The sequence below is a fragment of the Desulfomonilaceae bacterium genome, from assembly GCA_041662605.1.
GTDB lineage: Bacteria > Desulfobacterota > Desulfomonilia > Desulfomonilales > Desulfomonilaceae > CAJBEZ01.
This window is the reverse complement of sequence record JBAZSD010000027.1, coordinates 22,883-36,045: the sequence shown is the minus strand read 5'-3', so window position 1 is coordinate 36,045 and position 13,163 is coordinate 22,883. Positions and strand designations below refer to the sequence as shown.

24 protein-coding genes are annotated in these 13,163 nt (G+C 49.5%); all 24 read right to left on the bottom strand.

What is annotated here, in order from left to right; genetic code table 11:
• Nucleotides 1-11: 11 nt before the first annotated feature.
• Nucleotides 12-191, bottom strand: coding sequence for a 50S ribosomal protein L30 (rpmD, locus tag WC647_16755; GenBank protein MFA6223954.1), 180 nt, complete (start codon nucleotides 189-191; stop codon nucleotides 12-14).
• Nucleotides 184-705 carry a 30S ribosomal protein S5 gene (rpsE, locus tag WC647_16750; GenBank protein ID MFA6223953.1) on the bottom strand — a complete coding sequence of 174 codons (522 nt, stop codon included), beginning with the start codon at nucleotides 703-705 and terminating at the stop codon, nucleotides 184-186. Before rpsE ends, rpmD begins: the two co-directional genes overlap by 8 nt.
• 43 nt (nucleotides 706-748) lie before the next feature.
• A complete protein-coding gene (rplR, locus tag WC647_16745) occupies nucleotides 749-1,117 on the bottom strand; it encodes a 50S ribosomal protein L18 (GenBank protein MFA6223952.1) in 369 nt (122 codons plus the stop codon).
• Nucleotides 1,118-1,157: 40 nt separating this feature from the next.
• Nucleotides 1,158-1,697, bottom strand: coding sequence for a 50S ribosomal protein L6 (gene rplF / locus WC647_16740; protein ID MFA6223951.1), 540 nt, complete (start codon nucleotides 1,695-1,697; stop codon nucleotides 1,158-1,160).
• A gap of 27 nt (nucleotides 1,698-1,724) precedes the next feature.
• On the bottom strand, nucleotides 1,725-2,123 hold the full coding sequence (gene rpsH, locus WC647_16735) for a 30S ribosomal protein S8 (GenBank protein MFA6223950.1): 399 nt from the start codon (nucleotides 2,121-2,123) through the stop codon (nucleotides 1,725-1,727).
• A 19-nt stretch (nucleotides 2,124-2,142) separates the two neighbouring features.
• A complete protein-coding gene (locus tag WC647_16730) occupies nucleotides 2,143-2,328 on the bottom strand; it encodes a type Z 30S ribosomal protein S14 (protein ID MFA6223949.1) in 186 nt (61 codons plus the stop codon).
• A gap of 26 nt (nucleotides 2,329-2,354) precedes the next feature.
• Nucleotides 2,355-2,897, bottom strand: a complete 543-nt coding sequence (rplE, locus tag WC647_16725; protein ID MFA6223948.1) for a 50S ribosomal protein L5 — start codon at nucleotides 2,895-2,897, stop codon at nucleotides 2,355-2,357.
• Nucleotides 2,898-2,910: 13 nt separating this feature from the next.
• Nucleotides 2,911-3,228: a 50S ribosomal protein L24 gene (gene rplX / locus WC647_16720; GenBank protein ID MFA6223947.1), complete on the bottom strand. Its 318-nt coding sequence runs from the start codon at nucleotides 3,226-3,228 to the stop codon at nucleotides 2,911-2,913.
• A 2-nt stretch (nucleotides 3,229-3,230) separates the two neighbouring features.
• Entirely contained in the window at nucleotides 3,231-3,599 is a 369-nt protein-coding gene (gene rplN, locus WC647_16715) for a 50S ribosomal protein L14 (protein ID MFA6223946.1), read from the bottom strand.
• Complete coding sequence (gene rpsQ, locus WC647_16710; GenBank protein MFA6223945.1) at nucleotides 3,596-3,883, bottom strand: 30S ribosomal protein S17; 288 nt, start codon at nucleotides 3,881-3,883, stop codon at nucleotides 3,596-3,598. The genes rplN and rpsQ overlap by 4 nt, the downstream gene beginning before the upstream one ends.
• The gene (rpmC, locus tag WC647_16705) at nucleotides 3,880-4,074 is read right to left on the bottom strand and encodes a 50S ribosomal protein L29 (protein ID MFA6223944.1); all 195 of its coding nucleotides are present in this window, start codon (nucleotides 4,072-4,074) and stop codon (nucleotides 3,880-3,882) included. Before rpmC ends, rpsQ begins: the two co-directional genes overlap by 4 nt.
• Nucleotides 4,071-4,487 carry a 50S ribosomal protein L16 gene (gene rplP, locus WC647_16700; GenBank protein MFA6223943.1) on the bottom strand — a complete coding sequence of 139 codons (417 nt, stop codon included), beginning with the start codon at nucleotides 4,485-4,487 and terminating at the stop codon, nucleotides 4,071-4,073. Before rplP ends, rpmC begins: the two co-directional genes overlap by 4 nt.
• 1 nt (nucleotide 4,488) lies before the next feature.
• Complete coding sequence (gene rpsC / locus WC647_16695) at nucleotides 4,489-5,133, bottom strand: 30S ribosomal protein S3 (GenBank protein MFA6223942.1); 645 nt, start codon at nucleotides 5,131-5,133, stop codon at nucleotides 4,489-4,491.
• 93 nt (nucleotides 5,134-5,226) lie between these two features.
• Entirely contained in the window at nucleotides 5,227-5,559 is a 333-nt protein-coding gene (gene rplV, locus WC647_16690) for a 50S ribosomal protein L22 (protein ID MFA6223941.1), read from the bottom strand.
• Nucleotides 5,559-5,843: a 30S ribosomal protein S19 gene (rpsS, locus tag WC647_16685; GenBank protein MFA6223940.1), complete on the bottom strand. Its 285-nt coding sequence runs from the start codon at nucleotides 5,841-5,843 to the stop codon at nucleotides 5,559-5,561. The genes rplV and rpsS overlap by 1 nt, the downstream gene beginning before the upstream one ends.
• A gap of 5 nt (nucleotides 5,844-5,848) precedes the next feature.
• Nucleotides 5,849-6,673: a 50S ribosomal protein L2 gene (gene rplB / locus WC647_16680; protein ID MFA6223939.1), complete on the bottom strand. Its 825-nt coding sequence runs from the start codon at nucleotides 6,671-6,673 to the stop codon at nucleotides 5,849-5,851.
• Between the two features lie 74 nt (nucleotides 6,674-6,747).
• Entirely contained in the window at nucleotides 6,748-7,059 is a 312-nt protein-coding gene (locus tag WC647_16675) for a 50S ribosomal protein L23 (GenBank protein MFA6223938.1), read from the bottom strand.
• Nucleotides 7,038-7,664, bottom strand: a complete 627-nt coding sequence (gene rplD, locus WC647_16670) for a 50S ribosomal protein L4 (protein ID MFA6223937.1) — start codon at nucleotides 7,662-7,664, stop codon at nucleotides 7,038-7,040. Before rplD ends, WC647_16675 begins: the two co-directional genes overlap by 22 nt.
• Nucleotides 7,664-8,269: a 50S ribosomal protein L3 gene (rplC, locus tag WC647_16665; GenBank protein ID MFA6223936.1), complete on the bottom strand. Its 606-nt coding sequence runs from the start codon at nucleotides 8,267-8,269 to the stop codon at nucleotides 7,664-7,666. The genes rplD and rplC overlap by 1 nt, the downstream gene beginning before the upstream one ends.
• A 36-nt stretch (nucleotides 8,270-8,305) precedes the next feature.
• Nucleotides 8,306-8,614: a 30S ribosomal protein S10 gene (gene rpsJ, locus WC647_16660; protein MFA6223935.1), complete on the bottom strand. Its 309-nt coding sequence runs from the start codon at nucleotides 8,612-8,614 to the stop codon at nucleotides 8,306-8,308.
• A 33-nt stretch (nucleotides 8,615-8,647) separates the two neighbouring features.
• Nucleotides 8,648-9,841: an elongation factor Tu gene (gene tuf, locus WC647_16655; protein ID MFA6223934.1), complete on the bottom strand. Its 1,194-nt coding sequence runs from the start codon at nucleotides 9,839-9,841 to the stop codon at nucleotides 8,648-8,650.
• Nucleotides 9,822-11,921, bottom strand: a complete 2,100-nt coding sequence (gene fusA, locus WC647_16650) for an elongation factor G (GenBank protein ID MFA6223933.1) — start codon at nucleotides 11,919-11,921, stop codon at nucleotides 9,822-9,824. Before fusA ends, tuf begins: the two co-directional genes overlap by 20 nt.
• Nucleotides 11,922-11,942: 21 nt before the next feature.
• Nucleotides 11,943-12,413 carry a 30S ribosomal protein S7 gene (rpsG, locus tag WC647_16645; protein ID MFA6223932.1) on the bottom strand — a complete coding sequence of 157 codons (471 nt, stop codon included), beginning with the start codon at nucleotides 12,411-12,413 and terminating at the stop codon, nucleotides 11,943-11,945.
• A 279-nt stretch (nucleotides 12,414-12,692) separates the two neighbouring features.
• Nucleotides 12,693-13,064 carry a 30S ribosomal protein S12 gene (gene rpsL / locus WC647_16640; protein ID MFA6223931.1) on the bottom strand — a complete coding sequence of 124 codons (372 nt, stop codon included), beginning with the start codon at nucleotides 13,062-13,064 and terminating at the stop codon, nucleotides 12,693-12,695.
• Between the last annotated feature and the right edge of the window lie 99 nt (nucleotides 13,065-13,163).

Below are 13,163 nucleotides of genomic sequence, written 5' to 3'. Positions count from 1 at the left end.
CCAGGTGTGACCTATTGATCAATATTCTCCAAAGCCACAAGGTGACAAATCTTGTTCGCCATACCTCGAGTCGCCGGCGTGTCTTCCAGTATTCGGGAAGAATTTATTCTGGTCAAACCCAGTCCACGAATTGTTTCTCTCTGACTCTTGGTCGCTTTAATCCTGCTCTTTTTGAGGGTCACTTTAAGCATTGGCCAAGTTTTCCTCTCCTCTTTCATTTTCTTCCTCTGCTTGACCTACTTTGCCAAGTCTCCTGGCGATTTGAAGAGGCGTTCTGAGGCCTTTCAACCCTTCAAATGTGGCCTTAACTACGTTATGAGGGTTGTTGGTTCCAATACACTTTGTGAGAATGTCACGGATGCCAACAGCTTCCATGACGGCTCTTACGGCGCCTCCCGCTATAACACCGGTTCCAGAACCGGCCGGTTTAAGCAAAACCTTTGCCGCCCCATATCGACCAATGATTTCGTGAGGCACAGTGCCGTTAACGATTGGAACTTCAACCATATACGCCTTGGCTCGTTCCACGCCTTTGCGAATAGCCTCGGGAACTTCATTCGCTTTGCCCAAGCCGAAGCCTACACGGCCTCGACCGTCGCCAACGACGACCACTGCGCTAAAAGAAAATCTTCTTCCGCCTTTTACGACTTTGGCGACGCGACTTAAATGGACCACTCGGTCCTTAAGTTCGCCTTCGGTAGACATCTCTGATCTACTCAGCAAGGGGCAATTCCTCCTTCAACCAGCATTAAAAGTCTAATCCAGCTTCTCTGGCGCCATCGGCCAAAGCCTTTACCTTACCATGGTACAGGTAAGGACCTCGGTCGAAAACCACCTTGCTGATGTTTAACGCCAACGCTTTGGCTGCGATTCGTTTTCCAACTTCTCTGGCAAGATCCCTGTTAAAAGGTTGTCCGGTCTGCCGTCTGAAGCCCTTGTCGAGGGAGGACGCCTGAGCCAGAGTAGATCCGGCGTCATCGTCTATGATTTGCGCAAATATGTTTCGATTGGATCGAAAAACAGTCAGACGTCTTCTTTCAGCATTCCCGGCGATTCTGAATCGCACGCGTTGAGTTCTCTTTTTTTTGGACTCAGTTTTTTCCGAATTCTTGCTCATTTCGGATCCTTCTTAACTCGATAAACTCTTAAAGAATAAGCTACTTGGAGCCCGCTTTTCCAACTTTTCGTCTTATCAATTCACCCAAATACCTTATACCTTTGCCCCTGTAGGGCTCGGGTTTGCGGACTCTTCTAATTTTAGCGGCCATTTCTCCGACCTGTTGTTTGTCGATCCCTCTTACATGGATTACAGTATTCTTCTCGACCTCAACTGTCAGGCCTTCGGGAATGGGCATAACCACCGGATTGGAATAACCTACATTTAAGGTCAGCTTCAGCTTGTCAGCTTCAGCTTTGTAGCCGACTCCGACAATTTCCAATGATTTGGTGAACCCGGTCGTCACGCCGGTTACCATGTTATAGATAAGGCTTCGAAACAAGCCGTGCATAGCTCTGGATTTTCTGTCCTGTCCCAAAGCTATCACATTGATCACTGCCGGTTCCACATTAAGACCCACAAGATCCCTCAAATTCAACTGAAGGGATCCCTTCGGTCCTTCAACGCTAACGGTCGGGACATCGAAAGCGACTTTTACAGTATCCGGAATAGGTATCGGGGCCTTGCCGATTCTAGACATTACTTACGCTCCTATAAAACATACAGGCTACCAGACGCTGCAGAGCACTTCACCACCGATTCCCCTGCGCTGCGCTTCCTTGTCGGTCATAACCCCCTGGGACGTTGAAAGAATAAAGATCCCTACGCCGCCATGACTTTTGAGGTTATGCTCTTTGCCGACATATAGCCGCCTTCCAGGAGAGGACATTCTGGATAAGCCTTCAATTGTGCATAAGGTTTCGTCATCAAACCTCAATGTCAATTTCAATACACCCTGTTTATTTTTGGCTGACCGTATGACCTTATACTTCTTTATGTACCCCTCCTCTTTTAGGATTTGCACTACACCTATTTTGAGGTTAGAGGCGGGGATGGTCACTTGATCCTTTCTCGCCTGCCTGGCGTTGCGGATTCGTGTCAGCATATCAGCTATCGGATCGGTCATACACATGAGAATAATCTCCCTACCAGCTCGATTTAATCATGCCGGGAATGTTTCCCCTGAGGGCCTGTTCCCGGAGGCATATACGACATAGCTGGAACTTGCGATAATATGCTCGAGGTCGTCCACAAATCTGGCAACGATTATATGCCCTCACTGAAAATTTTTGGGGCCTAGCGGCCTTCACTACCATAGATAACTTTGCCACGGTTCCTCCTTATAAGGAGACAATGTCTATTTCCTGAAAGGCATTCCTAGTTGCTCAAGAAGCTGTTTGGCTTCCTCATCCGTCCGGGCCGAAGTAACCAAAGTTATGTTCATGCCACGAATCTTTTCTATCCTGTCATAGTTAATTTCAGGGAAAATGATCTGTTCCTTGATTCCCATCGAAAAATTTCCACGCCCATCGAAGCCCTTGGGATTAATGCCTCTAAAATCCCTAACTCGAGGAAGAGCCACATTGATCAGCTTATCGAGAAAATGAAACATATTGTCTCTTCTAAGGGTCACCTTACAACCAATTGTCATGCCCTCTCTAAGCTTAAACGTGGCGATTGACTTTCGGGCCTTGCGCATAACAGGCCGCTGACCTGATATGGCCGCCATTTCCTGCTGAGCGCTTTCCAATGCCTTGGCGTTTTGAATTGCTTCGCCCAGTCCCATATTGAGGACTATTTTGTTCAGGACCGGAACCTGCATAGCGTTCTTATATTTGAACTGCTCTCTCAACGCGGGCACAACCGTCTTGAGGTAATAATCTTTAAGTCGAGACGCCATCAGAAAATTCCTTCTAGTTTTCCAACTGCTCTTGGCATTTCTTGCAATATCGAGCACGCTCTCCGTCGACTTTACGAATACCGACGCGAGTTGGTTTCGAACACTTAGAACAAATCAGCATCAGTTTAGCCAATTTGATGGGCGCCTCTTTTTCGATGATTCCACCCTGTTGACCCACTTTGCCACCAGCCTTGGTGTGCCGCTTGACCATATTGATTCTCTCAACCAAAGCCGAGTCTTTTTCCGTAAAAATCTTCAGGACTCTTCCTTCTCGACCGGCGTTTTTGCCGGAAAGCACCCTCACTCGATCATCCTTCTTAATCTTGGACATGATTAAAGAACCTCCGGAGCGAGAGACACGATCTTCATAAATTTTTTGGCTCTGAGTTCTCTGGCGACCGGTCCGAAGATACGGGTGCCGATAGGCTCGAGCTGATTGTTAATAAGAACCGCTGAGTTGTCATCAAATCGGATATAGGAACCATCAGCGCGCCGGACAGCCCTTTTAGTCCGCACAACGACGGCTTTATGGACTTCTCCCTTTTTAACTTTAGAGTTAGGGATGGCCTGCTTTACTGAAACAATGACAACATCTCCCACACTGGCGTATTTTCTACGGGTGCCGCCGAGAATCTTGACACAAAAAAGTTCTTTCGCGCCTGAATTGTCCGCGACATCCATCCGAGTTTGTTGCTGAATCATGCGGAGCCTCCCGGCAAGGCCGCTTCCCTGACTATTCTCTGGACACGCCAGTTCTTGTGGCGGCTCAGCGGCCTAGTCTCCACGATCATGACCTCATCGCCGATACGGCACCGATTTTCCTCATCATGAGCCATGAAACGCTTTCTACGACGAACGAATTTTTTGTAGACCGGATGCAAAACCGTACGGCTTACTTCCACAACGACGGTTTTGTCCATCTTGTCACTAATTACAACACCGGTACGTACCTTGCGCTGATTACGTTCATTAGAGGAGCTAATCATGCAGACCCCCTCTTCTCTCGAATTATAGTTTGAACCCGAGCTATTTCCTTCCTAAGGATGCCGAGCCGGGCGGTTTTTTCCAACTGACCGGTGGCCTTCTTGAAGCGGAGTTTAAATTCCTCTTCTCGAAACTCTTTCTCTTTGACGGTCAATTCTTCAACAGAAAGATCCCGCAATTCTCGGGGCTTCATGTCAACTCCTCACGAATAACAAAACGAGTTTTTAATGGCAGTTTTCGGGCTGCGAGTCGGAAAGCCTCACGGGCCACTTCAATGGGAACGCCTTCCATCTCATACATAATGATGCCAGGTTTGACCACTGCCACCCATTCTTCCGGAGCGCCCTTTCCTTTACCCATACGGGTCTCGGCGGGCTTTTTGGTTATCGGCTTATCCGGGAAAACCCTGATCCAGATCTTGCCGCCTCTTTTTACGTGGCGTGTCATGGCGATACGACCAGCTTCGATTTGCCTGGAAGTAACCCATATCGGTTCAAGCGCCATCAAACCATACTCGCCGAAAGACACTTGCGTTCCTCTGAGTGGCGTGCCCGTCATTCTACCCTTTTGTCTCTTACGATATTTGACTTTTTTGGGCGCAAGCATTTTATCTTTCTCCAACAGAGCTTTTGATCAACTCGCCCTTAAAGATCCAGACTTTGACGCCAATAACTCCGTACGTCGTAGAAGCCCGAGCGAATCCATAGTCGATATCGGCCCTAAGTGTATGTAGCGGAACTCGACCCTCCCGATACCATTCACGTCTGGCCATTTCCGCGCCGCCCAACCTTCCGGCGGTGGCGATACGAATTCCTTTGGCGCCAGACTTAAGAGCGCTGGAGACTGATTTTTTCATAGCTCTCCTAAAAGCGATTCTTCTTTCGAGTTGCTGGGCCACGTTCTCAGCTACAAGCTGGGCGTCCACCTCTGGTTTCCGGATTTCCTTGACATCGACGATGACGTCCTTGTTGGTGACCCGAAGAATTTGCCTTCTGAGCTTTTCAATCTCAGCTCCCTTGGGGCCGATCACCACTCCTGGCCGGGCGGTGTGTATTATCATTCTGATTTTACCAGCCGCTCTTTCAATTTCCATCTTGGATACGCTCGCCTGGGCCAGTTTCTTCTTTACGAATTGCCTGAGCTTGAGGTCTTCAATCAGAAAAGTCCCGTATTCCCTTTGGGAAAACCACCTCGAATCCCATGTCCTGGTGACACCCAATCGAAAACCGTGAGGATGAACTTTTTGTCCCAAAATAACCCTCCTGGGGGTGAATCAATTTGTCCGCGTTACACTCTGACCATTCATTAAGCTGAAGTTCAGCTCAAGAATTCATTTATGCGTCGATCATTTTTCCTGCAGGGCAATCGAAATATGACTAGTTCGTTTTCTAATACGAGTAGCTCTACCCATAGCCCTGGGCATCCATCTTTTTGCAGTGGGGCCTTCATCGACCATTATTCTGCTGATGTAGAGGTTGTCCTCATTCACCCCACTGGACTTAGAAGCGTTATCCAATGCTGACTGTAAGGCCTTTCTTATGATCTCGGCGGCCTTCTTCGGAGTAAATTGCAGTGCGCTTAACGCCGCTCCGACAGGCATTCCTCTTACAAGATCGGCCACGAGTCTAGCCTTTTGCGCTGATATGTGCGCATGCGATAACCGGGACTCCCATTCCATCACTTTCTTCCTTTCTTGGCTTTTCTGTCTCCAGCATGCCCGTGAAAGGTTCGGGTAGGGGAGAATTCGCCCAACTTATGTCCGACCATGTTCTCGGTTACGAACACGGGTATGAATTTCTTCCCATTATGCACGGCGAATGTGATCCCCACCATGTCAGGAATTATCGTTGACCTGCGAGACCAAGTCTGAATGACTTTTCTTGACGATGTGTCCTTGGCCTGGACGACTTTATTCAAAAGATGTTCATCCACGAAAGGCCCTTTACTGACTGAACGAGGCATCAGAATCACTTCCTCCGTTTAACGATAAATTGATCGGATGGTTTTTTACCCTTGCGTGTCTTGAAACCTTTAGTAGGCACGCCCCATGGGGTGACCGGATGACGACCGCCGGAGGTCTTGCCTTCGCCACCACCGTGCGGATGATCGACCGGATTCATGACAACGCCTCTGACTTTTGGGCGACGGCCAAGATATCTGGCCCGGCCAGCCTTACCGAGAGAAATTTTTTCGTGTTCCAGATTTCCAACTTGCCCGACCGAGGCGCGACAACGGTCCAATACCATACGAACCTCGCCGGAGGGCAGCTTGAGCTGAACATATCCCTTTTCTTTGGCCATCAACTGAGCGTAAGTCCCAGCAGCCCTGATGATCTGCCCGCCCTTGCCAATCTTCATCTCAACATTATGAACCATGGTCCCTAGCGGTATATTCTTGAGGGGCAAGCAGTTTCCCGGTTTGATATCGACTTTATCACCAGCCAGGACAGAGTCGCCGACTTTTAGTCCGTTGGCATACAGAATATAAGCCTTAGCGCCGTCTGCGTAAGTTACCAGCGCTATTCTAGCGCTCCGGTTCGGATCATATTCAACAGTCGTGACCACGGCGGGAATATCGATCTTGTTTCGCTTGAAATCCACCAGGCGAAACAGTTTCTTGTGCCCACCGCCTCGTCTCCTGACCGTTATCCGCCCATTATTGTTTCGACCACTTCCGCTAATTTTACCTCTGACTAGAGACTTCAAAGGTTCGTCGGCAGTGATCTCGTCAAATGAGTGACCGGTCTGGAACCTAATGCCCGGCGAAGTTGGTTTGTATTTCTTTATTGACATAAAACGAATCCTTACGAAGTTTTCTCAAAGACTCGGACGGCGCTGCATAGGCGGCATGTCACAGGCAAGCCGGACTAGACGCCTTCGAAGAAATCCACCCGATCCCCTTGTTTCAACGTCACAATCGCTTTCTTCCAATGCTTCCGGCGACCGAGGAAGCGTCCAACCCTCTTAGGCTTACCCTTCCTATTCTGAGTTTGAATAGCGAGTACCGTGACCTTGAAGAGTTTTTCTATCGCCTTCTTGATTTCGGGTTTGTTGGAATGTCTATCAACCTCGAAAATCACCTGGTTGTTGTCTTCCTTAAGTGTAGAACCCTTCTCAGTCACTATGGGCCGCCGAACAATTTTAAATTCCTCAAACATTAGCCCAACCTCTCTGATAATCTGGGGAGAGCGTCTTTCAATATGGTGAGACGTTCAAACCTGAGAAGGTCATATACGTTCATACCCTCTGTTGGTAGGACCAAGGCCCGGTAAAGGTTTCTGGACGCCCGTGTCAGATCCGGATTTTTCTCCGGCACTAGAAAGAGAGTTTTCTGATCCTGTGTTCCGAGCTTTTTGAGAATTTCCGCAAATAGCTTGGTTTTAGGGGCCTCCATCTCGATCTTGTCCAAGACGGTAAGCTTATCGTCCCGCAGTTTAGCGCTCAAAACAGAGCAAAGAGCCGCCTTCCGGACCTTCTTTGGAAGGGAAAACGCGTATGACCGTGGATGTGGTCCGAATACTGTTCCACCGCCAGCCCACACAGGAGACCTGCTCGTACCTGCTCTGGCGCGCCCCGTGCCTTTTTGACGCCAAGGCTTCTTTCCGCCGCCGCGCACCTGTCCGCGCGTTTTCGTAGAAGCGGAGCCGGACCGACGCTTGGCTAATTGCCAAACGACAACCTGTTGAACCAAACTGTCACGAATCTCGGCCTTGAAAATATGGTCCTCAAGCTCTATTGAATCGACCTTTTCTCCGTTTTGGTTAATCACGTCTACTAGAGCCATTATCGTTTCCTTATCAACACAATCGAGCCACGGGGTCCGGGTATGGGGCCCCTGAGGAAAAGTAAGTTCTCGTCGGACCGGACCTCTACGACCTGAACGGTTGGAGCGGTTACGCTCTTTCCACCCATTCGACCAGGCATCTTTTTGCCCTTGAAGATTCGGGAGGGCCAGGCGCATTGTCCAACTGATCCTGGAATACGATGCGAACGAGACCCGTGGGTTGCGCGGCCGCCACCAAAATTCCACTTTTTGACAACACCAGCAAATCCTTTGCCTTTACCCACGCCGACGACCTTAACTATGTCTCCAGGATTGAAAATGTCTGGACCGACTTCCTGCCCGATTTGGATTTCGTCTACGTTCTCCACTGCGAAATCACGCAGTACCTGGCAAGGAGGGACACCGAATTTGTTGAATTGCCCTAAAACCGGTTTGGACAATCGACTTTCTTTGGCGCTACCATATCCGAGCTGAACTCTGGAGTTGGGTTTTTTTTGAACAACCCTGCATGGTCCAGCCTGAACCACGGACACCCCCAGGGAGTGACCGGATTCATCAAACATCTGTAACATCCCAAGTTTTATACCTATCAAGCCATTAACCATTAGAAGCTCCTGGACGAAAATGTAATATCAGAAACATCACGCCTTTATTTCGACATCCACTCCCGGGGATAAATCCAACTTCATCAGTGCGTCCAGTGTCTGCTGTGTTGGTTCCAAAATGTCTATCAATCTCTTGTGGACTCTGATCTCGAATTGTTCACGCGATTTTTTGTCTATGTGAGGCGAGCGCAGAACGCAGTACTTATGTATCCGAGTCGGAAGGGGTATTGGGCCCGCCACCTTTGCTCCCGTTCTCCAGGCTGTGTCGACGATCTCGGCTGCCGACTGGTCCAAGAGTTTATGGTCGTAGGCTTTTAACCTGATCCTAATTTTCAGCGCTTGCATATCCATGGAAATTCCTCATCTATTTCTCGAAATCTATTCAATAACTTCAGAGACGACGCCGGCGCCAACGGTTCTTCCGCCTTCCCTGATAGCGAAGCGGAGTTCTTTTTCCATGGCGATAGGGGTGATAAGATGCGCTTCAAGAGCCACATTATCACCGGGCATCACCATCTCGACTCCCTCAGGAAGCGTTATAATGCCTGTCACGTCGGTAGTCCTGAAGTAAAACTGAGGCCTGTATCCGTTGAAAAATGGAGTATGACGTCCACCTTCCTCTTTACCCAGAATGTATGTCTCGGCCTTGAACTTGGTATGGGGAGTGATCGACCCGGGCAACGCCACTACCTGGCCCCTCTCAACATCTTCTCGCTTGATGCCTCGAAGAAGAAGACCAACATTGTCTCCGGCCTGACCGGAATCCAATACCTTGCGGAACATCTCAACACCAGTGCAAACCGTCTTGCGGGTGTCCTTGATCCCTACTATCTCAACTTCTTCCCCAACCTTGATCTGACCACGCTCGACCCTACCGGTAACAACCGTGCCTCGTCCGGAAATGCTGAACACATCCTCTATCGGCATCAGGAAGGGCTTGTCTACGTCTCTTTGAGGCACAGGTATATAGGTGTCTATAGCCTCCATCAACTCAAGTATGCACTTGCAGTCGGGATGCTTGGGATCACCAGCCTCCAAAGCCTTTAACGCGCTGCCCCTGATAATCGGTATATCGTCTCCCGGAAAATCATAAGAACTCAATAGCTCTCTCAATTCCAACTCAACCAACTCTATGAGTTCCGGATCGTCAACCATGTCGACTTTGTTCAAAAAAACCACTACATAGGGAACACCAACCTGACGAGCCAACAGTATATGCTCTCTTGTCTGAGGCATAGGACCATCATTGGCTCCCACAACAAGGATAGCTCCATCCATCTGGGCCGCGCCGGTGATCATGTTCTTGATATAATCGGCGTGTCCCGGACAATCCACATGAGCGTAATGCCTTTTGTCCGTCTGATACTCCACGTGAGCCGTAGCTATCGTAATGCCGCGCTCTTTCTCCTCGGGCGCCTTGTCGATCTCCTCGAAAGGCACATACGAGGCCAATCCCCGCTTAGCCAACGTCCGCGTTATTGCCGCTGTCAACGTCGTCTTGCCGTGATCGATGTGACCTATCGTCCCTACGTTCACGTGTGGCTTCGTACGCTCAAACTTCGCCTTGCCCATGGGCTCCTCCAGATTGTTTAAATTGTGCGACAACCTTTTCCGTAACGGATTGCGGCGCCGGTTCGTAGTGTGAAAATCTCATAGTGAATGTGGCGCGGCCTTGCGTCAAGCTTCTCAAGTCGGTTGCGTATCCGAACATACGCGCCAAAGGCACTCGAACTCCAACAGTCTGTACTCCGAGTCGGCTTTCCATCCCGAGAATCTTGCCGCGTCTTGAGGTCAAATCTCCCAAAACGTCACCCAAAAATTCTCCAGGGGCTACGACTTCGACATCCATAATGGGCTCGAGTAGAACAGAGGCGCCTTTTCTACACGCATCTTTGAAGGCCATGAACCCCGCCATTTTGAAAGCCATTTCCGACGAATCAACTTCGTGGAACTTCCCATCAAAAAGGGTCACTCTGATGTCGACCACTGGATAACCCGCAAGAACACCAGCCTCCATTGCCCATCGAATGCCGTCTTCTACAGGCTTGATAAATTCCTTGGGGATAGTTCCACCCGTGATCTTATCGACAAATTCAAATCCGGTGGCGCGGGGAAGAGGCTTGATATCCATTGCCACTTCAGCGAATTGACCCTTGCCGCCTGTCTGTTTTACATGCCTGTAATTAATACGAACATCCTTGGTAAGCGTCTCCCGAAATGCGACCTCAGGTTCACCAACCACCGCCTCAACCTGAAATTCCCGTAGGAGACGATCAACAATGATTTCGAGATGCAATTCCCCCATGCCGGAAAGTATTGTCTGCCCGGTTTCCTTGTCCGTTCTTACGCGAAGTGAGGGATCCTCTCGGAGCAGTCTGCCCAGACTTTTCGAAAGCCTATCGACGCCATCCCGTGACTTGGGAGCCAAAGAGACAGAGATGACCGGTTCCGGAAAATCCATAGATTCCAAGAGGAGAGGGTGATCTTCATCAGTCAGGGAATCACCGGTTTTGGTATTTTTCATACCTACTAGCGCAATTATTTCACCGGCGGCGGCATCCTTGATTTCTTCCCGTTGATTCGCGTGCATCTTGAGACATCGTCCAATCCGTTCTTTTTTGCCGGAATTAACGTTGAGGATGCTGGAACCTGCGGAAAGTTTTCCGGAATAGATTCTAATGAAGGTCAGGGTCCCGGTATAGGGGTCGTTCATGACCTTAAAAGCCAAAGCTGCTAGGGGTCCGTCGATTTCACGCGTAACAGGGGAGCCGGAGGTGTCTTTGCCTTCCACCGGTGGAACATCCATCGGTGATGGTAAGAAGTTAATGACCGCATCCAGCAGGGGCTGTATGCCTTTATTTTTGAACGCTGAGCCCATGAGGACAGGGGTTATTTTTAAATCCAGTGTGCCCTGTCGAATGGTTTCCAGCAGTTTTTGAGCGGGAATATCAGTATCACCCTCCAGGTATTTCTCTAGGAGACCGTCGTCAAGTTCACAGACCGACTCTACGAGCTGCGATCGAGCAGCGAGGGCCTCATCCATGAGGTCATCAGGGATGTCATCGATCGCGTACGTGACACCCATAGAGGCCTCATCGAATTTTATAGCCTTGAAATTGACAAGATCAATAACACCAGAGAATTTGTCTTCCTTGCCGATGGGAATTTGAAGCGCCAGTGGAGTAGTCCGTAGTCGACTCTTCATCATCTCCATCACTCTTTTTTCGTCGGCGCCTACTCTGTCCATCTTATTAATAAAAGCAATTCTTGGGATGCTGTAACGATCGGCCTGTTTCCAAACGGTTTCCGACTGTGGCTCCACGCCGCCGACCCCGCAGAAAACCGCCACAGCTCCATCCAACACTCGCAGGGAACGTTCAACTTCTATCGTGAAATCAACGTGTCCCGGTGTGTCGATGACATTGATTCGGTGGCTTTTCCACTGACATGTCGTAGCTGCGGAAGTAATCGTAATGCCTCTTTCCTGTTCCTGTTCCATCCAGTCCATGACAGCTTTCCCGTCGTGGACTTCTCCTATCTTATGCGAGACTCCCGTATAATAGAGAATTCTCTCAGTCGTGGTAGTCTTTCCCGCGTCTATGTGGGCCATAATTCCGATGTTACGAGTAGTAGTTATCGATTCTAAATTCATCAAATTATCTCAGTCAGACGACTACCACCTGTAATGGGCGAATGCTTTGTTGGCTTCGGCCATTTTGTGAGTATCTTCTTTCTTTTTGACGGAGCTGCCCTTGTTGCCCGAAGCATCGAGAAGCTCGCCTGCGAGTTTATCCATCATGCTCTTTTCGCCGCGGCCGCGCGCATATTGAATGAGCCATCGTATAGCAAGGGCCTGTCGGCGTTCCGGTCTGATTTCAACGGGTACCTGATAAGTGCTTCCGCCAACCCGCCTAGATCGCACTTCAAGCACGGGTTTTACGTTATCAACAGCTCGCTCGAACATTTTCAGAGGATCTTCATTAGTTTTTCTTGCGATTACGTCGAACGCGCCGTACAGAATGGCTTCCGCTACAGCTTTCTTGCCTTCCCACATTATCCCGTGAATGAACTTGGACACGAGCTTACTGTGAAACTTTGGGTCCGGCAAAACGTCTCTTTTAGGAACTTTCCCTTTTCTAGGCATTCAAGCTATCTCCCAAAAATTGTTCCGCCGCCATAGCTTCAAGCGGCAGAGTCTAGAACGAACTGAACCGGGCGCTTTCCGGAACAGCATAGTTTAGAAGACGTAGTGAATTGATCTCACGTTTGATTTTGACGTCTTAGCTCTAAACTCGCCCCGCCAGAATCAGGCGGTTTATCCGGACCCGTAAAAACAATCCTCCAACAATGGCTAATGGGTTGTTGAGGAACCGCAAGGTCGATCAACTTTCGTTACGACCAGTGTGCGATCCATAAACGAGGATTATTTTGGTCTCTTTGTTCCGTACTTGGATCGGCCCTGTTTCCGATCCGTCACTCCGTAGGCGTCCTGGGCTCCTCTGATTATGTGATACCTCACGCCCGGCAGATCCTTGACACGCCCACCGCGGATAAGGACCACGGAGTGTTCTTGAAGGTTGTGACCAATGCCGGGGATGTAAGATGTGACCTCATAACCGTTAGTAAGTCGGACTCGGGCGACTTTTCTCAAAGCTGAGTTCGGTTTCTTCGGTGTAGTTGTATAAACCCTTACGCAAACACCACGGCGTTGGGGGCAGTTGGTCAGGGCAGGGGCCGATGTTTTTCTTCTCGGCCGATTGCGTCCTTTTCTGACCAGCTGATTAATCGTGGGCATTCGCCATTACCTCCAAACATGTATCTAAGTATTATGGGCAAGAAGTATAATTCTTGTCAAGGGATTTTGTGTTGTTGTAGGTCGAGGCGACGCTTCGAC